Origin of the sequence: Bradyrhizobium sp. AZCC 1693, assembly GCF_036924745.1 — a bacterium.
Lineage (GTDB): Bacteria > Pseudomonadota > Alphaproteobacteria > Rhizobiales > Xanthobacteraceae > Bradyrhizobium.
The window spans coordinates 5015145-5041039 of sequence record NZ_JAZHSD010000001.1 but is presented as its reverse complement, the minus strand read 5'-3'; the positions used below and the strand labels follow the sequence as shown (position 1 = coordinate 5041039).

Annotated in this window: 27 protein-coding genes and 1 tRNA gene; 12 read left to right on the top strand and 16 right to left on the bottom strand. The window is 63.3% G+C overall.

Features of this window, described 5'->3' with window-relative positions:
- Positions 1–66 precede the first annotated feature (66 nt).
- The 7 genes from trpA to rpsA all read right to left on the bottom strand — a co-directional run bounded on the left by trpA (position 67) and on the right by rpsA (position 6910).
- Positions 67–903: a tryptophan synthase subunit alpha gene (trpA, locus tag V1293_RS24095; protein WP_334512798.1), complete on the bottom strand. Its 837-nt coding sequence runs from the start codon at positions 901–903 to the stop codon at positions 67–69.
- Entirely contained in the window at positions 900–2117 is a 1218-nt protein-coding gene (gene trpB / locus V1293_RS24090) for a tryptophan synthase subunit beta (protein WP_334512797.1), read from the bottom strand. Before trpB ends, trpA begins: the two co-directional genes overlap by 4 nt.
- Entirely contained in the window at positions 2114–2773 is a 660-nt protein-coding gene (locus tag V1293_RS24085) for a phosphoribosylanthranilate isomerase (protein WP_334512796.1), read from the bottom strand. Before V1293_RS24085 ends, trpB begins: the two co-directional genes overlap by 4 nt.
- A gap of 63 nt (positions 2774–2836) precedes the next feature.
- Positions 2837–3229, bottom strand: a complete 393-nt coding sequence (locus tag V1293_RS24080) for a LapA family protein (RefSeq protein ID WP_334512795.1) — start codon at positions 3227–3229, stop codon at positions 2837–2839.
- Between the two features lie 139 nt (positions 3230–3368).
- On the bottom strand, positions 3369–3674 hold the full coding sequence (locus V1293_RS24075) for an integration host factor subunit beta (RefSeq protein WP_247782179.1): 306 nt from the start codon (positions 3672–3674) through the stop codon (positions 3369–3371).
- A gap of 171 nt (positions 3675–3845) precedes the next feature.
- Positions 3846–4826 (bottom strand): signal peptide peptidase SppA, encoded by a 981-nt coding sequence (gene sppA, locus V1293_RS24070; RefSeq protein WP_334512792.1) that lies wholly within the window; start codon positions 4824–4826, stop codon positions 3846–3848.
- Between the two features lie 353 nt (positions 4827–5179).
- A complete protein-coding gene (rpsA, locus tag V1293_RS24065; protein ID WP_108512700.1) occupies positions 5180–6910 on the bottom strand; it encodes a 30S ribosomal protein S1 in 1731 nt (576 codons plus the stop codon).
- Positions 6911–7366: 456 nt separating this feature from the next.
- Between rpsA and V1293_RS24060 the strand changes: the two genes are divergently transcribed.
- Positions 7367–7537 carry a hypothetical protein gene (locus V1293_RS24060; protein WP_334512790.1) on the top strand — a complete coding sequence of 57 codons (171 nt, stop codon included), beginning with the start codon at positions 7367–7369 and terminating at the stop codon, positions 7535–7537.
- Between the two features lie 146 nt (positions 7538–7683).
- Here the strand turns inward: V1293_RS24060 and cmk are convergent, their stop codons facing one another.
- The 3 genes from cmk to aroA form a co-directional block, all read right to left on the bottom strand.
- A complete protein-coding gene (gene cmk, locus V1293_RS24055; protein ID WP_334512789.1) occupies positions 7684–8325 on the bottom strand; it encodes a (d)CMP kinase in 642 nt (213 codons plus the stop codon).
- Positions 8326–8331: 6 nt separating this feature from the next.
- Positions 8332–8673, bottom strand: coding sequence for a hypothetical protein (locus V1293_RS24050; RefSeq protein ID WP_334512788.1), 342 nt, complete (start codon positions 8671–8673; stop codon positions 8332–8334).
- A gap of 167 nt (positions 8674–8840) precedes the next feature.
- Complete coding sequence (gene aroA, locus V1293_RS24045) at positions 8841–10178, bottom strand: 3-phosphoshikimate 1-carboxyvinyltransferase (RefSeq protein ID WP_334512786.1); 1338 nt, start codon at positions 10176–10178, stop codon at positions 8841–8843.
- A 143-nt stretch (positions 10179–10321) separates the two neighbouring features.
- Between aroA and V1293_RS24040 the strand changes: the two genes are divergently transcribed.
- Together V1293_RS24040 and V1293_RS24035 are read left to right on the top strand one after the other, a co-directional pair.
- Complete coding sequence (locus V1293_RS24040) at positions 10322–10747, top strand: TIGR02300 family protein (RefSeq protein ID WP_334512784.1); 426 nt, start codon at positions 10322–10324, stop codon at positions 10745–10747.
- A gap of 91 nt (positions 10748–10838) precedes the next feature.
- Positions 10839–10914, top strand: a tRNA-Ala gene (locus V1293_RS24035).
- A 104-nt stretch (positions 10915–11018) separates the two neighbouring features.
- Here V1293_RS24035 and V1293_RS24030 read toward each other — a convergent pair.
- Entirely contained in the window at positions 11019–11477 is a 459-nt protein-coding gene (locus V1293_RS24030; protein ID WP_334512782.1) for a MarR family winged helix-turn-helix transcriptional regulator, read from the bottom strand.
- Between the two features lie 165 nt (positions 11478–11642).
- On the opposite strand from V1293_RS24030, the gene V1293_RS24025 reads away from it, so the two are divergent.
- The 9 genes from V1293_RS24025 to V1293_RS23985 all read left to right on the top strand — a co-directional run bounded on the left by V1293_RS24025 (position 11643) and on the right by V1293_RS23985 (position 19573).
- On the top strand, positions 11643–12068 hold the full coding sequence (locus V1293_RS24025) for an organic hydroperoxide resistance protein (RefSeq protein ID WP_334512780.1): 426 nt from the start codon (positions 11643–11645) through the stop codon (positions 12066–12068).
- Positions 12069–12245: 177 nt separating this feature from the next.
- Complete coding sequence (locus V1293_RS24020; RefSeq protein ID WP_334512779.1) at positions 12246–13451, top strand: CaiB/BaiF CoA transferase family protein; 1206 nt, start codon at positions 12246–12248, stop codon at positions 13449–13451.
- A 277-nt stretch (positions 13452–13728) separates the two neighbouring features.
- Positions 13729–15042, top strand: a complete 1314-nt coding sequence (gene ugpB, locus V1293_RS24015) for a sn-glycerol-3-phosphate ABC transporter substrate-binding protein UgpB (RefSeq protein WP_334512777.1) — start codon at positions 13729–13731, stop codon at positions 15040–15042.
- A gap of 76 nt (positions 15043–15118) precedes the next feature.
- The gene (gene ugpA / locus V1293_RS24010; RefSeq protein ID WP_334512776.1) at positions 15119–16000 is read left to right on the top strand and encodes a sn-glycerol-3-phosphate ABC transporter permease UgpA; all 882 of its coding nucleotides are present in this window, start codon (positions 15119–15121) and stop codon (positions 15998–16000) included.
- On the top strand, positions 16000–16848 hold the full coding sequence (ugpE, locus tag V1293_RS24005) for a sn-glycerol-3-phosphate ABC transporter permease UgpE (RefSeq protein WP_334512775.1): 849 nt from the start codon (positions 16000–16002) through the stop codon (positions 16846–16848). Before ugpA ends, ugpE begins: the two co-directional genes overlap by 1 nt.
- A gap of 1 nt (position 16849) precedes the next feature.
- Positions 16850–17941 carry a sn-glycerol-3-phosphate import ATP-binding protein UgpC gene (locus V1293_RS24000; protein WP_334512773.1) on the top strand — a complete coding sequence of 364 codons (1092 nt, stop codon included), beginning with the start codon at positions 16850–16852 and terminating at the stop codon, positions 17939–17941.
- A gap of 196 nt (positions 17942–18137) precedes the next feature.
- Positions 18138–18563: an Hsp20 family protein gene (locus V1293_RS23995; RefSeq protein WP_027538067.1), complete on the top strand. Its 426-nt coding sequence runs from the start codon at positions 18138–18140 to the stop codon at positions 18561–18563.
- A gap of 49 nt (positions 18564–18612) precedes the next feature.
- Positions 18613–18879, top strand: a complete 267-nt coding sequence (locus V1293_RS23990; RefSeq protein WP_057850486.1) for a DUF1150 family protein — start codon at positions 18613–18615, stop codon at positions 18877–18879.
- Between the two features lie 217 nt (positions 18880–19096).
- The gene (locus V1293_RS23985; RefSeq protein WP_334516876.1) at positions 19097–19573 is read left to right on the top strand and encodes a GNAT family N-acetyltransferase; all 477 of its coding nucleotides are present in this window, start codon (positions 19097–19099) and stop codon (positions 19571–19573) included.
- A gap of 3 nt (positions 19574–19576) precedes the next feature.
- On the opposite strand, the gene V1293_RS23980 is transcribed toward V1293_RS23985, so the two are convergent.
- The 5 genes from V1293_RS23980 to lptB form a co-directional block, all read right to left on the bottom strand.
- On the bottom strand, positions 19577–21265 hold the full coding sequence (locus tag V1293_RS23980; protein WP_334512772.1) for a methyl-accepting chemotaxis protein: 1689 nt from the start codon (positions 21263–21265) through the stop codon (positions 19577–19579).
- A gap of 125 nt (positions 21266–21390) precedes the next feature.
- Positions 21391–21852, bottom strand: a complete 462-nt coding sequence (ptsN, locus tag V1293_RS23975; protein WP_028347914.1) for a PTS IIA-like nitrogen regulatory protein PtsN — start codon at positions 21850–21852, stop codon at positions 21391–21393.
- 247 nt (positions 21853–22099) lie between these two features.
- On the bottom strand, positions 22100–22702 hold the full coding sequence (gene hpf, locus V1293_RS23970) for a ribosome hibernation-promoting factor, HPF/YfiA family (RefSeq protein WP_334512770.1): 603 nt from the start codon (positions 22700–22702) through the stop codon (positions 22100–22102).
- A gap of 143 nt (positions 22703–22845) precedes the next feature.
- A complete protein-coding gene (rpoN, locus tag V1293_RS23965; protein WP_334512768.1) occupies positions 22846–24492 on the bottom strand; it encodes an RNA polymerase factor sigma-54 in 1647 nt (548 codons plus the stop codon).
- A gap of 207 nt (positions 24493–24699) precedes the next feature.
- Positions 24700–25704 (bottom strand): LPS export ABC transporter ATP-binding protein, encoded by a 1005-nt coding sequence (gene lptB / locus V1293_RS23960; RefSeq protein ID WP_334512766.1) that lies wholly within the window; start codon positions 25702–25704, stop codon positions 24700–24702.
- Positions 25705–25895: the final 191 nt, after the last annotated feature.

Here is a 25895-nt window from a genome sequence, read left to right as displayed (position 1 = left end):
GATCTCTCGGAAAACCGGTCTCCACTTTTCCGGATCATGCCCCCGCCTATTCCACGCAATTGTGGCTTATTCCGCAGCCTGTTTTGCTCCCCGCACGCCCTGCGCCAGGGCGGACACCAGATCGGCAACGGCACCGACCGTCCTGGGCGTCGCCCGGCCCTCGGCATCCAGGCTGCCGCGGAGCGCATCGACCAGCGCGGTGCCGACCACGGCGCCATTGGCATTCTCCGCGATTGCCCGTGCCGCATCCGGGGTCCGGATGCCGAAGCCGACGCAAACCGGCAATTTGGTATGCCGCTTGATGCGGGCGACGGCTTGAGCGACCACATTGGAGTCCGCGCTGGCGCTGCCGGTGATCCCGGTGATGGAGACGTAATAGACAAAGCCCGACGTGTTCGCGAGCACCGCGGGCAGGCGCTTGTCGTCGGTGGTCGGCGTCGCCAGGCGGATGAAGTTGAGCCCCGCCTTCATCGCCGGCAGGCACAATTCGGTGTCTTCCTCCGGCGGCAGGTCGACGATGATCAAGCCGTCGACGCCGGCTGCTTTCGCATCGCTGAGGAACTTATCGACGCCGTAGATGTAGATCGGATTGTAGTAGCCCATCAGGACCAGCGGCGTGGTGTCGTCGTCCTTGCGGAAGCCGCGGACCATCTCCAGCGTCTTCTTCAGGGTCATGCCGGCCTTCAGCGCGCGCAGGCCCGCGGCCTGGATCGACGGCCCGTCGGCCATCGGATCGGTGAAGGGCATGCCGATCTCGATGACGTCGGCGCCGGCCGTCGGCAGCGCCTTGATGATGTCGAGCGACGTCGCAGGGTCCGGATCGCCGGCCATCAGGAAGGTGACGAACGCCGAGCGGCCCTGTTTGGCGAGTTCGGCAAATCTTGCATCGATGCGGGTGGTCACTTCTTCCTGCCCTTCAGAATTTCCGTGATCTGCGGAATGTCCTTGTCGCCGCGGCCGGAAAGATTGACAACCATCAGGTGATCTCGCGGACGTTTTGGCGCGAGCTCCATCACCTTGGCGATCGCGTGCGCCGGCTCCAGTGCCGGCGGAATGCCTTCAAGCCGCGTCAGCAACTGAAACGCCGCGAGCGCTTCCTCGTCGGTCGCGGAGAGATAATTGACCCGGCCGGTTTCGTGCAGCCAGGAATGCTCCGGGCCGATGCCGGGATAATCCAGCCCCGCCGAGATCGAATGCGCGTCCTGGATCTGGCCGTCCTCGTCCATCAATAGATAGGTGCGGTTGCCGTGCAGCACGCCGGGACGGCCGCCGGCGATCGATGCGGCGTGGAGCTGTGTCAGCCCGTGGCCGGCAGCCTCGACACCGAAAATCTCGACGGAGGGATCGTCGAGGAACGGATGAAACAGGCCCATCGCATTGGAGCCGCCGCCGATGCAGGCAACCAGCGAATCCGGCAGGCGGCCCTCGGCCTCCTGCATCTGCTTGCGCGTCTCGTCCCCGATCACGGATTGAAAGTCGCGCACCATCATCGGATAGGGATGCGGCCCCGCCACCGTGCCGATGCAGTAGAACGTGTTGTGCACGTTGGTGACCCAGTCGCGCAGCGCGTCGTTCATCGCGTCCTTCAGGGTACGCGCGCCGGACTGAACGGGAACCACCTTGGCGCCCAGCATTTCCATGCGGATCACATTGGGCTGCTGCCGCTCGACGTCGACCGCGCCCATATAGACCACGCATTCGAGCCCGAACCGCGCGCACAGCGTCGCGGTGGCGACGCCGTGCTGGCCGGCGCCGGTCTCGGCGATGATGCGCTTCTTGCCCATGCGGCGCGCGACCATGATCTGGCCGAGCACGTTGTTGACCTTGTGCGAGCCGGTGTGGTTGAGCTCCTCGCGCTTGAAATAGATTTTTGCACCGCCGAGATGCTCGGTCAGTCGCTCGGCGAAATAAAGCGGCGACGGCCGGCCGACATAGTTCTTGAGGTAGCCGTTCATCTCCGCCTGGAACGCCGGATCAGCCTTGGCGTCGGCATAGGCCTTTTCCAGATCGAGGATCAGCGGCATCAGCGTCTCGGCGACGAAGCGTCCGCCGAAAATACCGAAATGCCCGCGCTCGTCGGGGCCGGTGCGGAATGAATTGGGCAGGTTTGGATTCATCGGACCATCAATTCTTCGGTGGCGCGCGCGGCGCGAATGAAATGGCGGATCATCTCGGGATCCTTGACACCGGGCGCACTCTCGACGCCGGAGGACACATCGACGCCGCCGGCCCGGGTGACGCGGATCGCCTCCGTGACATTGCTGGCGTCAAGCCCGCCCGAGACCATGAAGGGCAATTGGAGGTCGAGCTTTTCCAAAACGTGCCAGTCGAACACGGCCCCCAATCCGCCGGGGCGGGTGGCGCCCTTGGGCGCGCGGGCATCAAACAGGATGCGGTCGGCCACGCTGGCATGGCCCGGCAGCACGGCGAGATCGGCCGACGTCTCGACCGCAATTACCTTCATGACCGGAAGTGCGAACTTCGCCTTGATGTCGCGCACCCGCGCGATGGTTTCCCTGCCATGCAGTTGCAGCAGATCCGGCTGCAGCGTCTCGACGATGTTTTCAAGCGTCGCGTCGTCGGCATCGACAGTCAGCGCCACCTTGGCCGCGCGGCCCTTCGCCTGCCGGCCAAGTTCCCGCCCGGTCTCGAGACTCAGATGGCGCGGCGACGGGGAGAAGAACACGAATCCCACCATGTCGGCGCCCGCCTCAATCGCTGCGTCGAGCGTCTCACGCGTGGACAGGCCGCAAATTTTGACGAGCAGGGACATGGTATCTCGGGCGCGGATTTTCGAGCCCCGTAACCGACTGGAACAGGGCTGACGGGGCGGGTTCTACAACGTCGCGCCCTGCTTGTCTCGCCCTGTGGCCCCATAGATCCCGTACTGGGACGGCGCCGGAAGCCGCTGCTGATCGGCCCGGGAAACCGCCGCCGCAGCCCGCAGATCGGCCGTCTCCGCCCTTGCCCGGCGGGCGTCCGCCTCATGCTGGCGCGCCGCGCGGCGCCAGTGGCGCTGGCGGAACCAGGTCGCCATGCCGCCCGCCGCCACCCCCAGAATGGCCACCACAATGATCACGGCGAACAGCGGCATCGACACCTTGATCGCCGGATCGGCCGAATTGAAGGGATCGAACGACACGGTCACGAAATGGCGGTTGGCGACCGCAAAGACAATGAAGATCAGCCCTAAGGGAATGACGACCAGCGCCGTGAAGAACTTTCGCATGACCATCTCTCGCGTAGTGATGGAGAAAGGCGGGGCTCAAGCCCCGCAACACGGCTACATCCAGTCGAACCCGTAGAGTCTATTATTTGACGCGTTTTCTTTACGCGAACCGGGTCCACTTCGCTTGAAAACGCTATGATTACGCGCCGGCCTCGGGCGAGCCGTCGTCGCGGTTGAGCCGCTCGCGCATTTCCTTGCCGGTCTTGAAGAACGGGACGCTCTTCTGGTCGACCGGCACATGCGCGCCGGTGCGTGGATTGCGGCCTGCGCGCGCCGGGCGATGTTTGACCGAGAAAGCACCGAAACCGCGCAGCTCGACACGGTCGCCGCGCGCCAGCGCTGCAACGATCTCATCGAGGATCGCGTTCACAATGTTCTCCACATCCCGCTGATAGAGGTGCGGGTTGTGCTCGGCGATGCGCTGAACAAGTTCGGATTTGATCATCGAGGTTGGGGTCCGGGATCGTACGGACATCCATTTCCGTGAAAATGCCTTGCACTGTCAAGACGCTAAATCACTTTTGGGCAACGCGAAATGGCGCGACAGGCACCCCGGAGGAGGTTTGTGACGGCGCCCGCAGTGCGGGAGAATATGACGAAGCGCAGCCGGTGCGGTTCAATTGGCGGCCGCGGGGCGCCACAGCGCCAACATGCCGTCGAGTGCGAGCTGATCTACCGCCTGGGCGACGCCGGCCTGCTCGATCTGGCGCGCGATGGAACTCAAGCCGAGCGCATCGAACGCGATGGAAGCCGCCGCGCGGAGGAACGTCAGGTCCCCGAATTGCGGATTAAGCTTGTAATCGCGCACCGGCAGGTCGCTCTTGACCTTCTTTTCGGAAACCAGCCAGGCAACAGCTGCTTTTTCATCGCCGAGCTGATCGACCAGCTTCAGTTCGACCGCCTGACGGCCGGTGAAGACCCGCCCGTCCGCGACCTTTTCAAGCAGCGCTTCGTCCATGCCGCGCCGCTCCTTCACCAGGCCGCGGAACCAGGCATAGGAATCCTTCACCAGCGCGTCGAGCGCGGCGCGCGCCTCAGGGCTGGTCGGCTCGAAACCGTTGGGCGCGGCCTTCAGCGGCGAGGATTTCACCTCCTCGACCTTGACGCCGACGGTCTTCATCAGCTCGGTGAAATTCGGAAACTGGAACAGCACGCCGATCGAGCCGACCAGCGAGCTCTGGCGGGCGACGATATGATCGGCGGCCATCGCCGTGATGTAACCGCCCGACGCGGCCAGTCCCTCGACCACCACCACGAGCGGCTTCTTGGCCTTCAGCCGCACCAGGGAGTCATAGAGCTGCTCGGAGCCGGCCGTGGTGCCGCCAGGCGAATTGATGTGCACGATGACGGCGGCATGACTCGTTTTCTCCAGCCGCTCCAGCGCCTCGACCCGCTGCTGGTCGCTGCGGATCAGCCCTTCGATGTTGACCCGCGCGATCGATCCCGATGCCGTCAGCGCGGCCGGCCCGCTCCTTGTCGCGATCGCGCCGACGGTGACGATCGCCGCGATCGCAACCAGGCCGGCCGCGACGCGCCAGAAGGTCAGCTTGCGGCGGATCTTGCGGCGATCGACGATCACGTCCGAATCGAGCGACATCGAATTTCTCCTGAAATAATCAGCGCGTTTTGCATCCGCAGCGTGAGCCAAGCGTTATCTGATTACATCAATTGCGATGCAATATGAAGAAAACAAGACCCCCTGTTTCCCTTCTCCCCTTGTGGGAGAAGGTGGCCATAGGCGGCCTCCGGCCGCCGTCCTTTAGTAGGAACGCCGATGCTTTGCATCGGCTATGCGAAGTCCGCGACGGATGAGGGGTCTGTCTCCGCGGAGAGAACCCCTCATCCGCCTTGCCTTCGGCAAGGCACCTTCTCCCACAAGGGGAGAAGGAAGAACGAAAAAGGCCCCGGTCGAAACCGGGGCCTGATGTCGCAGACAGATAAGCTAAGCGCTTACTTGTCGCGGTTCTTCAGCGCGGTGCCGAGAATATCGCCCAGCGTCGCTCCCGAATCGGAGGAGCCGTACTGCGCGATGGCTTCCTTCTCTTCGGCGACTTCCAGCGCCTTGATCGAGACCTGCACCTTGCGGGCCTTCTTGTCGAACTGGATCACGCGGGCATCGACCTTCTCGCCGACGGCGAACCGTTCGGCGCGCTGATCGTTGCGGTCACGGGCAAGCTCGGAGCGCTTGATGAAGGTGGTGAAGTCGGTGCCCGAGATCTTCACCTCGATGCCGGCTTCCTTCACTTCGAGCACTTCGCAGGTCACGACCGCGCCCTTCTTGACGTCGCCAGGTTCTGCGAAGGGATCGCCTTCGAGCTGCTTGACGCCGAGCGAGATGCGCTCCTTTTCGACATCGACGTCGAGCACCACGGCCTTGACCATGTCGCCCTTCTTGAAGTTGTCGATGACCTGCTCGCCCGGAAGCTTCCAGTCGAGGTCGGACAGATGCACCATGCCGTCGACGTCGCCGTCGAGACCGAGGAACAGACCGAATTCGGTCTTGTTCTTGACCTCGCCTTCGACGGTCGAGCCGACCGGGAACTTCTCGACGAAGACTTCCCAGGGGTTACGCATGGTCTGCTTGAGACCGAGCGAGATGCGGCGCTTGACCGAATCGACTTCCAAGACCTGCACTTCGACTTCCTGCGAGGTCGAAACGATCTTGCCGGGGTGCATGTTCTTCTTGGTCCACGACATTTCCGAGACGTGGATCAGGCCTTCGATGCCCGGCTCCAGTTCGACGAACGCGCCGTAGTCGGTGATGTTGGTGACGCGGCCGGTGAAGCGCGCGTTGAGCGGATACTTGGCCTCGATGCCCTGCCACGGATCATCCAGCAACTGCTTCATGCCGAGCGAAATGCGGTGGGTCTCGTGGTTGATCTTGATGATCTTGACCTTCACGGTCTGGCCGATGGTGAGCACTTCGGTCGGGTGATTGACCCGCCTCCAGGCGATATCGGTGACGTGGAGCAGGCCGTCGATGCCGCCGAGATCAACGAACGCACCGTAATCGGTGATGTTCTTGACCACGCCGTCGATCACCTGACCCTCTTCGAGGTTCTGCACCAGTTCCTGGCGCTGCTCGGCGCGGGTCTCTTCGAGAACCGTGCGGCGCGACACCACGATGTTGCCGCGGCGGCGATCCATCTTCAGAATCTGGAACGGCTGCGAGTTGTTCATCAGCGGCGCGACGTCGCGGATCGGGCGGATATCGACCTGCGAGCGCGGCAGGAAGGCCACAGCACCGTCGAGGTCGACCGTGAAGCCGCCCTTGACCTGGTTGAAGATGACGCCGTGAACCTTCTCGTTGTTGTTGAAGGCCTTCTCGAGCTTGCCCCAGCTTTCCTCGCGGCGCGCCTTGTCGCGCGACAGCACGGCTTCGCCGAGCGCATTCTCGATTCTGTCGAGGAACACCTCGACCTCGTCGCCAACCTTGAGATCGCTTTCGCGGCCGGGGCCGGCGAATTCGCGCAGCGCCACGCGGCCTTCGGTCTTCAGGCCGACGTCGATGACGGCCATGTCCTTTTCAATTGCAACTACCTTGCCCTTGATGACAGAGCTTTCCTGCAGATTGCCGCCGGCGAAGGACTCGTCCAGCATTGCAGCGAAATCGTCTCGGGTAGGATTATAAGAAGCAGCAGTCGAAGCCATATGTTCTCCAGATGCGGTATTGCCGGCCACTCGGGTTAAAGGGCGTATCGCGCGTGAAGTGTCGGGGTCCGCAAATCCCAACGACCGCTATTTGCGCGAGGCGCAAAAGCGGGCCGGCAGCATGCCTGCACGTTCGGTACGTTTGATTTATCCGGAGCCTGAAACGAGCGTATCGACTTCAAGAACCTGGAGCGGGCTTTCCTCCAATGACAGCGGGGGTTCAAACCTCCCGCCGGCCCGCTCGGACAGCCCTGATCTTATCGATGGCGGCCCGGATCCGCGTGGATATAGCCCCAAGGGCCATTTTCAGCAAGCCGGAAATGCCTAATTTACGGGCCATTAAGGCTGACGGGCGCTAACCAAGGGGCTGCGCTTTCAACGCCTTGTTGACCGCACGACGCGAAAGCTCCGCAACCCCAGACGAGATGGAACCCGACCTTAAGGGCCGCCCCACACGATGGCACCGTCCAAAACAGGGGTGCCACCATGAAGAGCCTGATCGCTCTGACCGCCATCGCCGTCTTTACCGTCGCCACGGCCGTTGCCGGCAAGCCGGGCGCCTTTGCGACCGACAAGGCGATTGCCGCCGCCAAGTCGAAGCCCGTCATGATGGCCGAACAGCAATTGCCGTTCAACCGCGAGCGCTCGAAGAACTGATCGGAGATTTTGCTCAGGAGCCAGCTAGAGCGTGATGACTTTTCTTCGAATCGTCATCCCGCTCTACCTCTTTGATTTGAGCATGATCTTTTCGGAAAACCGGTACCCACTTTTCCGGATCATGCTCTAGCGCGGATCGACGCAGGCTACCGAGAACTTCCCCGCCCGGCGCGGACCGCCTCGACGATCGCAATGGCGGCGCGCACACAACCTTCGATGTCGAGATTTGAATTGTCGAGGATATGGGCGTCCGCAGCCGCCTTCAGAGGGGCTGCAGCGCGGTTCTTGTCCCGTTCATCACGCTTGAGAATGTCGGCCAGCACCATCGCCTCGTCGGCAGCTTCGCCACGCGCCAGCGCTTCCAGCGTCCGGCGGCGGGCTCGCACCTGCGGGTCGGCCACGACGAAGATCTTCACATCGGCATTCGGGCAGATCACGGTTCCGATGTCGCGCCCATCGAGCACGGCGCCCGGCGGATCGGCCGCAAACTGGCGCTGAAAATTGACCAGCGCCTCGCGCACGCTGGGTATTGCCGACACGACAGAGGCGGCATCGCCGATGCGCTGCGTCTTCAACTCGGGATGGCCGAAGCTTTCGGGATCGAGCTCCATCGCCGCCGCCACCGCCCGCGCCTCGTCGGTGAGGTCAAACCCCTCATCCAGCAGCGCTTTCGCGACCGCGCGATAGATCACGCCGGTGTCGAGGTGGCGATAGCCGTAATGATGGGCGAGGCGTTTGCCGAGCGTACCCTTGCCGGAAGCCGCTGGCCCGTCGATGGCGATGATCATGATGTCCTATTGCTCAGATGGATACGGGCTGCGCGCGCGGCGCAGCGGCCGTTCTTCGGTGAAAATGTTGCGCGATGCAAATTCGCCGGGACTACTGAAGGTCAAGAACTCGCGCATGGCGTCCGAAGGGTTTGCCGCCGTAAACCAGGGGCGATCCAGACGGCGTGCGGGATCACAGACCCAGTGTGGAACGTGCCCCAACCGGCGCTGCTTTGCCAGATAGTCGGCGATTGCGCCCACGAGAGCGTCAAGCCGGCTGTCGCCCGTCAATCTCGGTTCGCGCTCGATAGACGCGTAGCGATCCTGGTCGGTTTTCGCCAAATCAAAAGTATCGACGAATTCGGCCAAGACGGCGTCCCGCGGCGAACCGGCCTGAATCGTTTCAACCGCCTCAGCGAGGGTACTTGGGCGCATCGGCCGCTCCCGTGCGATTCGCCTGCGCCGCCGAACGGCCAATCCTGTCGAAGGCATCGAGGAGCGCGTCGCGGTCAAAGCCTGCACTCATCGCGCCTTCCTCACGAAAACTCCGCCCCGAGCCCGCGCATCATCGGGATAAAATCAGGAAAGCTGGTGGCAATGAAAGCCGTGTCGTCGACCTTGACCGGCTTGTCGGCGGCCAAGCCCATCACCAGCGCGGACATCGCGATGCGGTGATCCATGTGGGTGGCGACGAGGCCGCCGCCGGGCACGTGGCCGCGGCCCTCGACGATCAGATCGTCGCCCGCGACCTCGACCTTGACGCCGTTGACGCGCAGCATGGCGGCGGTGGCTTCCAGCCGGTCGGATTCCTTGACGCGCAATTCCTGCAGGCCGCGCATGATGGTGGTGCCTTCGGCGAAGGAGGCTGCGACCGCCAGCACCAGATATTCGTCGATCATCGAGGGCGCGCGCTCCGGCGGCACCTCGACGCCGCGCAGTTTCGACGCGCGCACGCGCAAGCGGGCCATCGGCTCGCCGGCATCGCCGCGGACTTCGCTTTCCTCGATCGAAGCGCCCATCTCGCGCAGCGTCGTGAACAGCCCGGTGCGCAGCGGATTGGTCATGACGTCGGAGAAGGTCACGTCGGAACCATCGACGATCAGCGCCGCCACGATCGGGAATGCGGCCGAGGACGGATCGGCAGGCACCACGACCTCGGCGCCATGCAGCTCGGGCTGGCCCGTCAGCGCGATCTTGCGGCCATGGCTGCCTTCATTGACGGAGACGATTTCCGCGCCGAAATGTTTCAGCATCAGTTCGGTGTGATCGCGGCTGGCTTCCTGTTCGATGACGGTCGTGACGCCCGGCGCGGCGAGCCCTGCCAGCAGCACTGCCGACTTGATCTGGGCCGAAGCCACGGGGGTCCGGTACCGAATCGGGACGGGATCGCGGGCGCCGTGCAGCGTCAGCGGCAGGCGGCCGCCTTCCTTGCTCTCACCGGCTTTGGCCCCCATCAATTCCAGGGGATCGAGGATCCGGCGCATCGGGCGGGACCGCAGCGAGGCGTCGCCGTCGAACACGGCCGTGATCGGGCAGCCGGCGACCGCCCCCATCACCAACCGGCACCCGGTACCGGAATTGCCGAAATCGAGCGGGGCGGCCGGCTGGGCGAAGCCCGCCACGCCTACGCCGGCGACCTGCCAGGCAAATGGCCCCGTCCGCTTGACCCTGGCGCCCAGCGCCTGCATCGATTTGGCGGTATTGAGGACATCTTCGCCCTCCAGCAGGCCGGAAATCCGGGTTTCTCCGACCGAAAGCGCCCCCAGGATGAGGGCGCGGTGCGAAATCGACTTGTCGCCGGGAACGCGGACTTTGCCGCTCAAAGGGCCGCTTGCGCGTGATTCCAGCGGGGTTTGGGTGGTTGAATCGGTCAAGATTGCGGTCCTCTGCGGGGGCGGCAGTATCACATGGGTCAACCGGCGTCACGCGGCCTTCGAATGCTTCAAAGCGCTATTGACACCAGCCCTTTAACTAGCCAAGTGAAGCACCGTTTTTCAGAATTTCCCAGGATCCACACGTGGCCAAATCCGATCTCGGAACCAAGCGCATTTGCCCGACGACGGGTAAGAAATTCTATGACCTTAACAAGAGCCCGGTGATCTCGCCCTACACTGGCGAGGTCGTGCCGATTGCGCCGATTGCCCCGCCGCGGGCCGCCCGTGGCGATGCCGCACGCGCCGCAGCCGCCGCTTCGGCCACCGCCGCTGCCGACATGCCGGAGGCCGCCGAGGCCGAAGAGTTGGTCTCGCTCGAGGAGGCTGACGCCGAAGAGAATACCGGCAAGGTCAAGGCCGTGGTTCCCGAATCGGAAGACGACATCGAGATCGACGAGACCATCGAGGGCGATGACGACGACGATTCCACCTTCATTCCCGACGAGGAAGAAGGCGATGAGGACGTCACCGACATCATCGGTGATGTCGGAGGTGACGAAGAGACTTGAGATCGGCCCAGAACTGTGTTCTGGGTCTCCCCCGCAAGTCGCCCAAGGCTTGCGGGAAGCATGGTCCAAGAGACCGTGCCTTGACTGTGAAGGGGCCATAGCTCAGCTGGGAGAGCGCTTGCATGGCATGCAAGAGGTCGGCGGTTCGATCCCGCCTGGCTCCACCAGCCTTCGCTCGCTTCGCGAGCTTCGGCTGGGCAGGCCAGACCGTGCCCCTGTCATAGCGAAGCGAGCGAAGGCTGCCGCGGCGTAGCCCACAGGGCGAAGCCCCCTACACCCCCAACACCGCGTTTAACCGATCGCGCAACGCGACGATCTCGTTCTTCGTCGCCACGAGTTCGCCGACCGAGCAGGCCGACGCCGCCAGGATCGATTGCGGCACGGCACGGGCCTTTTCCCGCAGCGCCTCGCCCTTTGGCGTCAGCGCGATCAGCACCTGCCGCTCGTCCTCGGTGCTGCGCGTGCGCCTGACCAGTTCGGCTGCCTCCAGCCGTTTGAGCAGCGGCGTCAGCGTGCCGGAATCCAGCAGCAGCCGTTCGCCGATGTGCTTGACCGGCACGCCGTCGCGCTCCCACAGCACCAGCATGACGAGATATTGCGGGTAGGTCAGGCCGAGTTTGTCGAGCAACGGCTTGTAGACACGGTTGAACGCGTGCGCGGTGGAATACACCGCGAAGCAAATTTGATTATCGAGCCGGAGCGGAAAGTCCGCTGCAGATTTCCTGGCCATCACGACCTCGCTAACGGGCAGTGCCCGGGCACTGATTTGGGGAGCTAAGCGCTTGATTTCAATTGCATACAATTAAATCGCGCCGCTTGCAAGAATTTATATTGCGCACAATCTAATTGTGTGCAATATACTTCTCACCGAAACGGCAACCCAGGGGAGACCGACATGTCCGTGAACGTGCTCTACAAGACCAGCGCCAAGGCCACCGGCGGCCGCGATGGCACCGCGCAAACCCTCGACGGCGCGCTCGACGTCAAGCTTGCCACCCCGAAAGAACTCGGCGGGGGCGGTGGCGCCGGCAACAATCCCGAGCAGCTGTTTGCGGCCGGCTATGCCGCCTGCTTCATCGGCGCGATGAAATTCGTAGCTTCCCAGGGCGGCCCGAAGGTGCCTGCGGACGCCTCGGTGACTTCCACCGTCGGCATCGGCCCGCGTGCGGCCGGCGGCTTTGGCCTCGATGTCGAACTCGCCGTCTCGCTGCCCGGCGTTGCCAAGGCGGATGCGGAAGCGCTGGTGGCGAAGGCGCATCAGGTGTGCCCGTATTCCAACGCCACCCGCGGCAACATCGATGTCCGCCTGACCGTCGTCTGACGACGGGATTCGGGCGGCCCGCTCGCGATCGCTGGCGGGCCGTTCACCCCGCGGAATTTTTTGCAGCTTTGCTACGGCGGTGGCGTCATGCGCCTGTGCGCGAGACGCCATTGCCGCAGCGCCTGAAGACCGCTAGCTCAAGACTTCGATTTTCTTCTTGAGCGAAGGTTCTTGTCCATGAGTTCTGTAGCCGCTCCCGGCGCGATGACCGGCCTGCGCGTGATCGATCTGACGCGCGTGCTCGGCGGCCCCTATTGCACGCAGATCCTCGCCGACCACGGCGCCGACGTCATCAAGGTCGAACCGCCGGCCGGCGACGAGGTGCGCGACTGGGGCCCTCCGTTCCACCAGGAGGATGCGGCCTATTTCGTCGGCATCAACCGCAACAAGCGCTCGATCGGCCTCGACCTCGCCTCCGAAGGCGGCCGCGCGGTGCTGCTGAAGATGCTGGAGACCGCCGACGTCCTGATTGAGAATTTCAAGCCGGGCACGCTCGACAAATGGGGCATCGGCAACGACGTGCTGCGCGCGAAATTTCCAAAACTCGTGCATTGCCGGATTTCCGGCTTCGGCGCCGACGGCCCGCGCGGCGGCAATCCCGGCTATGACGCGATCATCCAGGCCATGACCGGCATGATCGCGGCCACCGGCTCGCCCGAGAGCGGCCCGATGCGGATCGGCGTCCCCCTGGTCGACATCACCACCGGTCTCTACGCGGCGATCGGCATCCTGATGGCGCTGTCGGAGCGGCAGCGTTCGGGGCTTGGTCAGTTTCTCGAAACCACATTGTACGAAACCGGCCTGGCGATCATGCATCCGCATACCGCGAATTATTTCATGCATGGCAAGCCGCCGGGGCTGACCGGCAATGAGCATCCCAACCTCGTGCCCTACGCGATCTTCCCGACCAAGACCGACAACATCTTCATCGGCGTCGGCAATGATGGCACCTTCCGAAAGCTGGCCAAGGAAATCGGCAAGCCTGAACTCGGCACCGATCCGCGCTTTGCCCGCAACAAGGACCGCATCGCCAACCGCGACGCGCTACGCGCCGAACTGGCCGCCGTGTTCAGCCAGCATGAGGCCGAACCGCTCTGCAATCGCCTGCTGGCGGCCGGACTGCCCGCAGGGCCGGTGCAGAAGATCGACCAGGCGCTGACCAATCCGCATACGCTGCATCGCGGCGATATCATTGAGAAGGACTGGTACAAGGGCGTCGCCTCCCCGATCCGGCTCGAGCGGACCAAGCCGAGCCTGCGCCGGACGCCGCCGAAATTCAGCCAGCACACGTCGGAGGTGCTGGGCGAGTTCGGCTATTCCAGGGGCGAGATCGAGGCGCTGGTCGCCAAGGGCGCGGTCTGCGGCGCCGATCGCAAGCGCTAGCCACGATTCGTTGTCGCCCCTGCGGAAGCAGGGGCCCATACGCCGCGGCCTTACTGTTGGGCGCCGTGGCAGTCGCCCTTTTTCGATCACACCCTCCTGTGGTTATGGGCCCCTGCTTTCGCAGGGGCGACTGAGAGCTCTGGCCTTCGCCTATTTTCCGGCTTCCCTTTTCGAACGCTTTCCCCATACGATCCTTTCGCTTATACGGTCATTTGCACGTCATCCGGCGCTGTTATCGCGCGAAACGAAGGTGACGACCCCAACCCGGAGGAATTCCATGGCACTTCGACAATTCGGCGCTGCGGCGGCAGTGACTGTTGCGCTGGCGCTCGCCGCGCCCGCCCACGCTGCGACCGAGATCCAGTGGTGGCACGCCATGACCGGCGGCAACAACGACGTCGTCAACAGGCTTGCCGAGGAATTCAACGCCAGCCAGTCCGACTACAAGATCGTCCCATCCTACAAGGGCACCTATGCCGACACTATGAACGCCGGCATTGCCGCGTTCCGCGCCGGCAACGCGCCGCATATCATGCAGGTGTTCGAGGTCGGCACCGCCACCATGATGAGCGCCACCGGCGCCATCAAGCCGGTCTACCAACTGATGAAGGATGCCGGCGAGCCCTTCGACCCGAAGGCCTACCTGCCGACCATCACCGGCTATTATTCGACCTCGAAGGGCGAGATGCTGTCCTTCCCCTTCAATTCGTCCTCCATGGTGATGTGGATCAACAAGGATGAGTTGAAGAAGGCCGGCGTCACCGAGATTCCGAAGACCTGGCCGGACGTGTTCGCCGCCGCCAGGAAGCTGAAGGCGGCCGGCCACGACACCTGCGGCTTCTCCAACGCCTGGGTCTCCTGGGCGCATATCGAGCAATTCTCGGCCTGGCACAACGCGCCAATCGGCACCAAGGCCAACGGCCTCGACGGTTTCGATACCGTGCTGAAATTCAACTCCCCGCTGCACGTCAAACACCTGCAGAACCTCGTCGACCTGCAAAAAGAGAAGATCTACAGCTATGGCGGACGCGACGCCAAAAACGAGGCCCGCTTCGGCTCCGGTGAATGCGCGATTTTCCTGACCTCGTCGGGCTACTACGGCACCGCGAAGGGCACCGCAAAGTTCGACTTCACCTCGGCGCCGATGCCCTATTACCCGGATGTTGCGGGTGCGCCGCAGAACTCGATCATCGGCGGCGCTTCGCTGTGGGTGATGGGCGGCAAGAAGCCGGAAGAGTACAAGGGCGTCGCAAAGTTCTTCGCCTTCCTGTCCGACACCAACCGGCAGGCCAAGCTGCACCAGGAATCCGGCTATCTGCCGATCACCAAGGCGGCCTACGAGAAGTCGATCAAGGACGGCTTCTATGAGAAGAACCCCACCCTGCAGACTCCGCTGAAGGAACTCACCAACAAGGAGCCGACCGAGAACTCGCGCGGCCTGCGCTTCGGCAACATGGTGCAGATGCGCGACCTCTGGGCCGAGGAGATCGAGGCGGCGCTGGACGGCAAGAAGACCCCCAAGGAGGCCCTCGACGCGGCGGTGGCGCGTGGCAATGCCATGTTGCGCACGTTCGAGAAGACGGCAAAATAGACTGAGCTACTACCGGCGCTCCCTCCCGTGATCCGGGAGGGAGTGCTTGCATCACCCGGAAGAACGCGGCGCATGAATGGAAAAATCCACCGTCTTCAATAACCGCCTGCTGCCGTACCTGCTGCTTCTGCCGCAGCTCGTCATCACCGTCGTTTTCTTCTATTGGCCGGCGAGCCAGGCGGTGTGGCAGTCCTTTCTGCGTGAGGATGCGTTCGGTCTCGTCTCCGAGTTCGTCGGTCTGGAAAATTACCAGGCGCTGTTCGCCCAGCCTGAATATTACCGGTCGATGCTGACGACCGCGATCTTCTCGACACTGGTCGGGGCGCTTTCGCTCTCGATCGCGCTGTTGTTCGCAACGCAGGCCGACAAGAACCTCAAGGCCGCGCCCGCCTACAAGACGCTGATGATCTGGCCCTATGCGGTAGCGCCCGCAGTCGCCGGCGTGCTCTGGTTCTTCATGTTTCAGCCCTCGCTCGGCATGCTGGCGCGGCCGCTGCGTGGCATGGGCATCGACTGGAATCCGCTGCTCAATGCCGACCATGCCTTGCTCCTCGTGGTGATGGCCTCGGTGTGGAAGCAGATCTCCTACAATTTCCTGTTCTTCCTCGCCGGTCTGCAATCGATCCCCAAGAGCGTGATCGAGGCCGGCGCCATCGACGGCGCGCGCCCGATGCGGCGGTTCTGGACGATCGTCTTCCCACTGCTGTCGCCGACCACCTTCTTCCTGCTGGTGGTCAATGTCGTCTACGTCTTCTTCGATACCTTTGGCATCATCGACGCCGTGACCGGCGGCGGCCCCGCCGGGGCCACCACCACCATGGTCTACAAGGTCTATGCGGACGGCCGGCTCGGCGGCGACCTCGGCGGCTCGGCGGCGCAATCGGTGGTACTGATGGTGATCGTGATCGCGTTGACCGCGATCCAGTTCCGCTATGTCGAACGCAAGGTGCAGTACTGATGGTCGAGCACCGCCCGCTCAACGATATCATTGCCTATGTGATCCTCACCCTCGGCGTATTCATCGTCGCCTTCCCGGTCTGGCTGGCGCTGGTTGCCTCGACCCATGACGCCGCGACCGTGGTCGGCGGCCACATGCCGGCAACGCCCGGTACGCACGCGCTGGAGAATTACTACCGCGCGATCTTCGTCGGCGGCTCGCGCACCAGCCGCGAGCCGGTCGCCAACATGCTGATCAATTCATTCGTCTCGGCGATCGGCATTGCGGTCGGTAAGATTTTCATCTCGATTCTCTCGGCATACGCCGTCGTCTATTTCCGCTTTCCCTTCCGCAAGACCGCGTTCTGGATCATCTTCATCACGCTGATGTTGCCGGTCGAGGTGCGCATTTATCCGACTTACAAGGTGGTTGCCGATCTCAAGATGCTTGACACCTATGCCGGCCTGATCCTGCCGCTGATTGCATCCGCCACCGGCACGCTCTTGTTCCGCCAGTTCTTCATGACCGTGCCGGATGAACTCCTGGAAGCTTCGCGCATCGATGGCGCCGGCCCCTTCCGCTTCTTCTGGGATACGCTGCTGCCGCTGTCGGTCACGACCATGGCCGCGTTGTTCGTGATCCAGTTCCTCTATGGCTGGAATCAGTATCTCTGGCCGCTTTTGATCACCACGCAGGATTCGATGCAGACCATCGTGATCGGCATCAAGAAGATGCTGGTGGCCACGGACGAGCTCGCTGAATGGCAGCTCGCGATGGCAACCGCGGTCCTTGCCATGCTGCCGCCTGTCGCGGTCGTCATCTTCATGCAGCGGCTGTTCGTGCGCGGCCTGGTCCAGACGGAAAAGTGAAATGGCCAACGTCACCCTCCGCAACGTCCGCAAGACCTACGCCGGCGGCTTCGAAGCCATCAAGGGCATCGATTTCGACGTCGGCGACGGCCAGTTCTGCGTACTGGTCGGTCCGTCCGGTTGCGGCAAGTCCACGCTGTTGCGCATGGTCGCGGGGCTGGAGACCATTACCGGCGGTGAGATCGATATCGGCGGGCGCGTCGTCAACCAGATCGAGCCGGCCGACCGCGACATCGCGATGGTGTTCCAGAACTACGCGCTCTACCCGCACATGAGCGTCTACAACAACATGGCCTACGGCCTGCGCAACCGCCGCATGGCCGAAGGCGAGATCAAGACGCGCGTGGAAGAAGCCGCGCGCATTCTCGAACTTGGCGCGATGCTCGAGCGCAAGCCGCGGCAATTGTCCGGCGGCCAGCGCCAGCGCGTGGCGATGGGTCGCGCGATCGTGCGGCAGCCAAAGGTGTTTCTGTTCGACGAACCGCTGTCGAATCTCGACGCCAAGCTGCGCATCGCCATGCGGGTCGAAATCCGCAAATTGCAGCGCCGCCTCTCGACGACCTCGATCTACGTCACCCACGACCAGCTCGAGGCGATGACGCTGGCCGATATTCTCGTGGTCATGAACGGCGGCCAGGTCGAGCAGATCGGCAACCCGCTCGATATCTACCAGAAGCCCGCGACCACCTTTGTGGCTTCCTTCATCGGCGCCCCGCCGATGAATCTGATGCCGCTGCGCTCCGACGAACTGAAGTCACAATTGGCCGGCGATGCCCGCGTCGGCGAAGCTGCCATCCTCGGCATTCGCCCCGAGGATTTCGTCATCACGAACGAAACGGTTTCCGGCGGCGTGGCGCTCGGCCTCACCGTGGAGGCGATCGAGCGCGTCGGCGCCGAAACTTTTGTTTACGGCACCCGGCAGCACGAGGTTCAGGGCGTCGCCGCCACTCCGGGCGAACTGCCGCCGGGCGAGGTGATCGTGCGAATTCCCGGCGCCATAGCCCCCGGCATCGGCGAGCGAATCAAGGCCGTTGCGGCGCCCGACAAGCTGCATCTATTTACCGCCGACGGCCGCAAGCGGGTGGGTTCCTGAACACCATTCCTGTCACGCAAAACGAGGCCAGATTAACGCGAATTAACCCGCCGCGGCCGATTTACGCAGCTTTCAGAGGCGCTTGAACCGTTCCCAAATCACCCCCATATTGTTCCTTGACCGGACGGCAAGTCGGCCGGCCGGTTGAATGGGGCGCCGCAAGGGCCCCTCAAAGTCGCTTCGAGAGGACTTTGTAATGTCTCGTGTTCCTTCGTTATCCAGTCCGTTCCTGCTTGGGTTCGACGAAATCGAGCGTGCGCTCGACCGCGTCGTCAAAGGCGCCGACGGTTATCCTCCCTACAACATCGAGCGGTGTGACCGTGCCAACGGCCAGCCCGAACGGCTGCGCATCACGCTCGCGGTGGCGGGTTTTACCCGTGACCAACTCGATGTGACCATTGAGGAAAACCAGCTCGTGATCCGGGGCCGCCAGCAGGACGACAAGGCCCGGCAGTACATCCATCGCGGCATCGCCGCGCGCCACTTCCAGCGCACCTTCGTGCTGGCGGAGGGGATGCATGTGCTGGGCGCGGATCTGAAAAACGGGCTGTTGTCGATCGACCTCGCCAGGCCGGAGCCTGAAAGGGTCGTTAAGACAATTGCTATCAATGAGCACGAATAATGGAACAAGTAGCGGACTCGACCGCTTAGACCCAGAAGGAGTCGAGACCATGAGTGACGTGAGTGTTACCTTCGAACCCGAAAAAGTTTCCGTTGAGGCGCTGGCCCATCTTGGTGAAGGCCACATCGCCTACGTGAAACAAGTCCGTTCCGAGGACGTGCCGGGACTGTTTCCGCAGGCGCCGAAAATCGCGCCGGGGCTGAAACTGTTCGCGCTGCATGCCGCCGACGGCACCCCGATCATGCTGACCGACAGCCGTGAAGCGGCGATCGCCAACGCATGGAGCAACGAGCTTCAGGCCGTCAGCGTGCACTGACACGACGCGTGCTGCCGCATCAGCTCGGCAGTCGCTGACTTGACGGCCGGTTGAGGCCGCAATGAGAGTTCACCATACGCGGGCGTGATCCTTGGGATCGGCCCGCGTTTTTTGCGTTTCGAGACGCGCCCTGATTTGGATATGGAGACGCATAGTCTCCAATCGGGCGCCAAGATCGATGAATGATGCAGAACCAAGATCAGTTGATGCGGCCGAGATGTTGCGGGACGCGGCGCTGGGAAAGGCCCTTCTTGCGCTCAACAACGCGCATGCGCAGGAGTTGTCCTGGCTGGAGGCAGAACGGCTCGAATACCTGATCAGCGAAGCGTTCCTCGCAAGACGGATTGGCCGTCTGGATGCCTTCCTGCTCGCCTTCGATCAGGACGCCCGATACGACAGTCCCAATTTCATCTGGTTCCACGCCCGCTATCCGCGCTTTGTGTATGTCGACCGGATCGTGGTCGCACCATCGGCGCGCGGACGCGGCTGCGGACGGCGGCTGTATGACGACCTGTTTGAGCACGCCGCCCGCGCCGGGCATGACCGCGTTGTCTGCGAGGTCAACAAGACACCTCCAAACCCGGCATCCGATGCCTTCCATGCGGCGCTTGGTTTTGTCGAGGTCGGCACCGCCAGCGTCCATGGCGGCAGCCGAACGGTTCGCTACCTGTCGCATACGCCGCGACAGCGCTGAGGCTTACGCCGCGCGCACGGTCGAGAGGAATTTCTCCACCTCACCCTTGAGATGATTGCTCTGCCCGAGCAGCGACCGGGCCAGCCCGTGCACATGCGTCGATGCCGCGCCGGTATCGGTCGCCCCGCGGTTGACGTCCGTGATGCTGCCCGCGACCTGCGTGGCTCCCTGCGCCGCCTGCTGCACGTTGCGCGAGATTTCCTGCGTCGTGGCACCCTGCTCTTCCACCGCTGCCGCGATCGCCTGCGAAATTTCCGCGATGCGGCCGATCGTGCCGCCGATTTCCTGAATCGCCGATACCGACTGGTTGGTCGCCGACTGCATCTGGCCGATCTGCTCGCTGATTTCCTCGGTCGCTTTCGCGGTCTGCGCGGCAAGCGCCTTGACCTCGGATGCAACGACGGCAAATCCCCGTCCCGCCTCGCCGGCGCGCGCCGCCTCGATCGTGGCGTTCAGCGCCAGCAAATTGGTCTGCTCGGCGACCGCGCTGATCATTTTGACCACTTCGCCGATCCGGCTGGCGGACTGGGCGAGATCGGCGATCCGCGCATTGGTCTGCTCGACCTGGCTCACCGCCTCGCGGGAGATCTTGTGCGAATCCTGCACCTGGCGGCTGATCTCCGACACCGATGAGGCCATCTCTTCCGCGGCCGCCGCGGCGGACTGCGCGTTGGCCGAGGATTGCTCCGATGCGGAGGCGACCGTTGCCGACAGCACCTGGGTCACTTCGGCCGTCTTGGTCAGTTGTCCGGCCGATGATTCGAGTTCGGAGGAAGCGGTCGATACGGTCTGGATGATTTTTCCGATCGCGGAATCGAAGCCGTCGGCCATCTGCTGCATCGCGGCCTTGCGGTCGCCTTCCGCCTTCAGCTTCAGGCCGGCCTGCTCCTGTTCCATCGACTGAACGCGCTGGGCGTTGTCCTTGAAGACCTGGACCGCGCGCGCCATGGCGCCCACTTCATCGCCGCGGCTGAGCGCCGGAACCGAGACATTGAGGTCGCCACCCGCGAGCCCCTTCATCACGTCAGTCATTGCCGCGATGGGACGAATGACGCCGAATGCCACGCCGAAAATACCTGCGCCGATGACGAGAAACACCGCGGCCGAAACGCCCCACAACACAAACGTGAATGTGCTGACACGTCCGGTCGCCGCGACTTCCGTCGCCGCGTTCTGGTCGTTGGTCTGCTTGACGATATCGTCGATGATGGCGCGGTGCGCGGTGTAACGCGCGGTGATTTCAGCATAGGATTTCGCCGCCGCGGCGATGTCGCCCTTGGCGAGCGCGGGCAGCAGGCCGTCCTGAATCGCGGTCCAGAAGCGGCGCACCTCGCTATCGGATTTCTCCACCAGCTTGCCCTTGAGCACCGGATCGAGATCGGATTTGACCCAGAAATCCCACCGCTCGTCATATTCCTTCTTGAGCTGCGCCAGCCTGTCGCGATGCGCCGCAAGCTGCGCCGGATCGTGCAACACGAGGGTGGACTCGAGATAGGCTTCGATGACGTATTCCGGCGGCGGCAGAATGTCGGCGATGAGGTCGTTGCCGAGCTTGATCTGATTGTAGAGCGGACCGCCGACCTTGAGCTGCGACAGCCCGTAAACGCTGGTGGCAATCACGGCACCGAGGCCCAATGCGGTAACTAGTCCAAAAATCAATATTGCGCGCGAAATCGTCAGCCGCAGCGTCATGGCAATGTTCTCCGGGGGCGCGGGAAAAATCCGCACAACCGAAATAACCGCTATTTAGCTTAAAATTGCGTTTACCCGCCGCGCTATCGCAATAGGCGAGTTGAACCCACGGACCTCGCGAGAGACTATGCCGCGCTCGCCGGCGGCAGGGCGAGCACCGAATAGATCGCCTGGGCATCGCGCGAGGCGCGCAGCTTCTTGGCGACGTCCTGGTCGCGCAACAGCCGTGCGATCCGCGCCAGCGCCTTCAGATGATCGGCGCCGGCGCCTTCCGGCGCCAGCAGCAGGAAGATCAGGTCGACCGGTTGGCCGTCCATCGCCTCGAAATCGATCGGGCGTTCGAGCCGGGCGAACAGGCCGAACAGCTTTTCGAGTTTCGGCAGCTTGCCGTGCGGAATGGCGACGCCGTAGCCGACGGCGGTGGTGCCCAGCTTCTCGCGCTGCAACAGCACCTCGAACACCGACCGTTCGTTCTGCCCGGTCAGGGCAGAGGCGCGCGCCGCCAGTTCCTGCAGCGCCTGTTTCTTGCTGATGACCTTCAAAGCGGGGAGAATCGCCTCGGGTGCGACCAGATCGGTAATCGTCATGGGGCGTTCCGAGGTGAATTAAACCGTCAGGTGGCGAGATAGGTTGTAGAACCGGGGCGTCAAGAACATGAGACGGGAGGCGGGTTTAGCCCGGGTCCCGATTTGCTGGGCTTCTACTCCAACGCTTGGCCGGTGCCAACTCCCGAGAGCGGGTTCCTGCACTGCCATCGTTAAGGGCGGCGGACCATAGGGAGAGCAGCCGGAGGCGTCAATGCGGTTAGCCATATGCGGTCAGCCATATGATATGTCAGGGGGTAACCGCCGGGGGGTCGACCCAGCCGACATTGCCGTCCGTACGGCGGTAAATGATGTTCACCCGGCCGCTTGAGCCATGCTGGAACACGATGCAGGCCGCTCCGGTCAGATCCAGCTCCATGACCGCCTCGCTGACCGAAAGCCGTTTCAGCGACGTGGTCGCCTCGGCAATGATGACGGGGCTGTAGGTGATGACTTCCTCGTCGCCTCCGGCCGGCGCCTCGATCACATAGCTCGGCGCGTCGAGCACCGGCGCCTCGATCTCGGCCAGAGCCGCAGAGGCGGCATAGGCCTTGCGGGCCGAGCGGTCCTTCAGCCGGCTCTTGTAGCGGCGCAGGCGCTTCTCGATCATCAGGAGCGCCTGATCGGCGCTGGCATAGGCGTCGGTGGCGTTGGAATCGGCCTCCAGCGTAATCCCGGAATCCAAATGCAGTGCGCAGTCGGTGCGGAAGCCGAAGCCATCCTTGCTCAGCGTGATGTGACCGGAATAGTTGCCGTCGAAATATTTTCTCAGGACCTCATCGGTGCGATCGCTGACGCGCGAACGAAGCGCGTCGCCGACACTGATGCTTTTCCCGGAGATTCGAAGGGTCATTTGATGCCTCACTTGATGCCTCGACTACTCTGGTTTTTGACGTTGGAGGGTGAGTCCTTTCGATGAACCGGTGCCCCTTTCCCGGCTTTCCTGACGCTGCACTGGCGGGGAACCGAGATTATCGCGATTTGGGACGAACGCAATCAGGCCGGGGCCGTATCGCGAGACCGGTCGGGGGAAGCGGCGGGAGCGGAAAGTGCGTTACCGAGCATGCTCTGTTTATCGCGGCGGCGCTGCACCGAGGAAGGAATACGCATCGCTTCGCGGTATTTCGCGACCGTGCGGCGGGCAATATCAATGCCGGATTCGCGCAATCGTTCCACGATGGTATCGTCGGAGAGGATCGCATTTGGAGCTTCCGCGTCGATTAATTGCTTGATGTGGTGACGGACCGCCTCCGCCGAGTGGGCTTCGCCGCCGTCGGCCGACGCGATCGAGGCGGTGAAGAAATATTTCAGCTCGAAGCTGCCGCGATTGGTCGCCATATATTTGTTGGCGGTGACCCGCGACACCGTCGATTCGTGCATCTGAATGGCATCCGCCACCGCCTTCAGATTCAGCGGCCGCAGATGCGCGACACCATGGGTGAAGAAGCCGTCCTGCTGGCGCACGATTTCGGTCGCGACCTTCAGGATGGTGCGGGCGCGCTGATCCAGCGCGCGGACCAGCCAGGTCGCGTTCTGCAGGCAGTCGGTGAAATAGGATTTGTCGCCGTCCTTGCGGATCGTCTTCGACAGCTCGGTGTAATAGACCTGATTGACCAGCACGCGCGGCAACGTGTCGCTGTTGAGTTCGACATGCCAGCCGCCGTCCGGGCCGGGCCGCACATAGACGTCGGGCACCATGGTCTGCGTGCGCGCCGAGCCGAACCTCAGGCCGGGCTTGGGATCGAGACGGCGGATTTCACCGATCATGTCGGTGATATCTTCGTCGTCGACGCCGCACAATTTGCGCAGAGAGGCGATGTCGCGCTTGGCCAGCAGATCGAGATTTTCCACCAGCGCCTGCATCGCGGGGTCGTAGCGGTTTAGCTCACGGAGCTGGATTGCGAGGCACTCGCTCAAATTCCGTGCACAGACGCCGGGCGGATCGAATTTCTGCAGCACGCTCAGCACCGCGTCGACATCCCCTTGCGAGGCGCCCAGCCGCTCTGCGGCCTGTCCCAGATCCGGCGGCAGGTAGCCGGCATCGTCGACGAGATCGATCAGATACTGCCCGATCATGCGCTGCGCCGGTCCGCTGAACGCCACCGCGAGCTGTTCGGCGAGGTGGCTGCCGAGCGTCACCTCGGCGGCGACGAAGGCTTCCAGATTGTAGTCGTCGTCGTTGGAGGCGCCGCCGCCCCATTCGGTGTAGGCGGTCGGTGCCGCATCCTGCGCCACGCGCGCGGCGGCTTCGGCGGGTTCCTCGGAAAATACGTTGTCGAGGGGGGTATCCAGCGTCTGCTCGATCTCGGTGCGGCTGCCGAGGTCGCGGTTCAGCCATTCCTCCTGGCCGGGCTCGAAGGCGGGGCCTGACGCCATATCGGAGGCATCGCCGCCCTCGTCGCCATAGCTACCGGCATCGCCGGATTCGGAGAACTCGGCACGCTCAGTGGCCGGCTCCCCCGCCACCGGAGCTTCGGGACCGTCATTGGCGCGCTCCAGCAGCGGATTGCGTTCCAGCTCCTCCTCGACGAAGGCCGAGAGGTCGAGATTCGACAATTGCAGCAGCTTGATCGCCTGCATCAATTGCGGCGTCATCACCAGCGACTGCGACTGGCGGAACTCTAATCTCTGCGTTAGCGCCATGAGGCCAAGAACCGATCCGGTAAAAGTTGGTCCGATTCTTGCTTATATTAGTCCCAAGCCCTTGTACACGGCTTGACGGACGCAAAAATTGGGCTATAGCGCGCTCCGCAAAAATGGGAACCGGTTTTGGGTCCGGGCGCGCCATAGATTCCCGAGTGAGCGCAATACCTTATCGCCAAGCCGCAACACCCTTTGGCGCTGCGTGCGCTAAAGCCGGAATTCCTCGCCAAGGTAAAGGCGGCGTACATCCGGATCGTTGACGATCTCTTCCGGACTGCCCTCGGTCAAGATCTGCCCGGCATAGACGATATAGGCGCGGTCGGTCAGCCCCAGCGTTTCGCGCACATTGTGGTCGGTGATCAGGACGCCGATGCCGCGGTTGGTGAGGTGGCGGACGAGGTCCTGAATGTCGCCGACCGCGATCGGATCGATGCCGGCAAAGGGTTCGTCGAGCAGCATGTAGTTCGGACGCGTCGCCAGTGCGCGCGCGATTTCGACGCGGCGGCGCTCGCCGCCGGACAGCGCGATCGATGGCGACTTGCGCAGCCGCGTGATGTTGAATTCATCAAGCAGCGAGTTGAGTTCGGCCTCGCGCTTCCTGCGGTTGGGCTCGACGACCTCGAGCACGGCGCGAATGTTCTGCTCGACGGTGAGGCCGCGGAAGATCGAGGCTTCCTGCGGCAGATAGCCGATGCCGAGCCGCGCGCGCTGATACATCGGCAGCTTGGTGACGTCGTGGCCGTCGAGTTCGATGGCGCCGCGATCCGCCTTGATCAGCCCGGTGATCATATAGAACACCGTGGTCTTGCCGGCGCCGTTCGGACCCAACAGACCGACCGCCTCGCCGCGGCGGACATAGATGCTGACGCCGCGCACGACCTGGCGCGTGCCGAAACTCTTTTCCACGCTGTGCACAGCGAGGAAGCCGGGCCGCTTGATCAGCCGCGGCGCTTCGCCGCCGTTGGCCTTGGGACGTGGCGCCTGCGCACGGTGACGCGGCTCGCGCGGCGGTTCTGCGTCGGGCTGCGGCTGCGGCAAGTCCAGCCCGGGCAGGGCGGCGGAGCGCGCCATCGGCGGCCCATCGCGCACCGGGCTCTTCAGCATGTCGCCGAAGGAATCGCCGAGCGCGGTGATGTCGTCGCGCGAACGCGCAAACCCGGGGGCACCGCGTTTCGCGGGGCGTCGACGGAACATGCCGAGTAAATCCACCATCCCGCTTCGCTTACGCCTTTCACGGTGATTCCGCGACGCGTCCGCCGGCGAATCGCTTCGCTAGCGAACCATGAATGAATGGATGTCCCTGCCCAGCGAAACACCCCGCCGTGCGCCCTGCCCAGTAGATACAGGCTCGCGCTATCAGCTTCAACCGTACGAGCCATAAATATTCTTTAAGGCTTTGATCT

What these genes read in the sequence shown, in the direction of transcription:
- V1293_RS23990 (WP_057850486.1), top strand. Translation starts at nt 18,613, where the DNA reads ATGAGTGACGTGAGTGTTACCTTCGAACCCGAAAAAGTTTCCGTTGAG.
- V1293_RS24030 (WP_334512782.1), bottom strand. Translation starts at nt 11,477, where the DNA reads ATGGCCAGGAAATCTGCAGCGGACTTTCCGCTCCGGCTCGATAATCAA.
- V1293_RS24000 (WP_334512773.1), top strand. Translation starts at nt 16,850, where the DNA reads ATGGCCAACGTCACCCTCCGCAACGTCCGCAAGACCTACGCCGGCGGC.
- ugpE (WP_334512775.1), top strand. Translation starts at nt 16,000, where the DNA reads ATGGTCGAGCACCGCCCGCTCAACGATATCATTGCCTATGTGATCCTC.
- V1293_RS24085 (WP_334512796.1), bottom strand. Translation starts at nt 2,773, where the DNA reads ATGTCCCTGCTCGTCAAAATTTGCGGCCTGTCCACGCGTGAGACGCTC.
- trpB (WP_334512797.1), bottom strand. Translation starts at nt 2,117, where the DNA reads ATGAATCCAAACCTGCCCAATTCATTCCGCACCGGCCCCGACGAGCGC.
- V1293_RS24075 (WP_247782179.1), bottom strand. Translation starts at nt 3,674, where the DNA reads ATGATCAAATCCGAACTTGTTCAGCGCATCGCCGAGCACAACCCGCAC.
- V1293_RS23980 (WP_334512772.1), bottom strand. Translation starts at nt 21,265, where the DNA reads ATGACGCTGCGGCTGACGATTTCGCGCGCAATATTGATTTTTGGACTA.
- ugpB (WP_334512777.1), top strand. Translation starts at nt 13,729, where the DNA reads ATGGCACTTCGACAATTCGGCGCTGCGGCGGCAGTGACTGTTGCGCTG.
- V1293_RS23985 (WP_334516876.1), top strand. Translation starts at nt 19,097, where the DNA reads ATGTTGCGGGACGCGGCGCTGGGAAAGGCCCTTCTTGCGCTCAACAAC.
- V1293_RS24060 (WP_334512790.1), top strand. Translation starts at nt 7,367, where the DNA reads ATGAAGAGCCTGATCGCTCTGACCGCCATCGCCGTCTTTACCGTCGCC.
- cmk (WP_334512789.1), bottom strand. Translation starts at nt 8,325, where the DNA reads ATGATCATCGCCATCGACGGGCCAGCGGCTTCCGGCAAGGGTACGCTC.
- V1293_RS24020 (WP_334512779.1), top strand. Translation starts at nt 12,246, where the DNA reads ATGAGTTCTGTAGCCGCTCCCGGCGCGATGACCGGCCTGCGCGTGATC.
- hpf (WP_334512770.1), bottom strand. Translation starts at nt 22,702, where the DNA reads ATGACCCTTCGAATCTCCGGGAAAAGCATCAGTGTCGGCGACGCGCTT.
- lptB (WP_334512766.1), bottom strand. Translation starts at nt 25,704, where the DNA reads ATGGTGGATTTACTCGGCATGTTCCGTCGACGCCCCGCGAAACGCGGT.
- ugpA (WP_334512776.1), top strand. Translation starts at nt 15,119, where the DNA reads ATGGAAAAATCCACCGTCTTCAATAACCGCCTGCTGCCGTACCTGCTG.
- V1293_RS24080 (WP_334512795.1), bottom strand. Translation starts at nt 3,229, where the DNA reads ATGCGAAAGTTCTTCACGGCGCTGGTCGTCATTCCCTTAGGGCTGATC.
- ptsN (WP_028347914.1), bottom strand. Translation starts at nt 21,852, where the DNA reads ATGACGATTACCGATCTGGTCGCACCCGAGGCGATTCTCCCCGCTTTG.
- sppA (WP_334512792.1), bottom strand. Translation starts at nt 4,826, where the DNA reads ATGTCGCTCGATTCGGACGTGATCGTCGATCGCCGCAAGATCCGCCGC.
- V1293_RS24025 (WP_334512780.1), top strand. Translation starts at nt 11,643, where the DNA reads ATGTCCGTGAACGTGCTCTACAAGACCAGCGCCAAGGCCACCGGCGGC.
- V1293_RS23995 (WP_027538067.1), top strand. Translation starts at nt 18,138, where the DNA reads ATGTCTCGTGTTCCTTCGTTATCCAGTCCGTTCCTGCTTGGGTTCGAC.
- rpoN (WP_334512768.1), bottom strand. Translation starts at nt 24,492, where the DNA reads ATGGCGCTAACGCAGAGATTAGAGTTCCGCCAGTCGCAGTCGCTGGTG.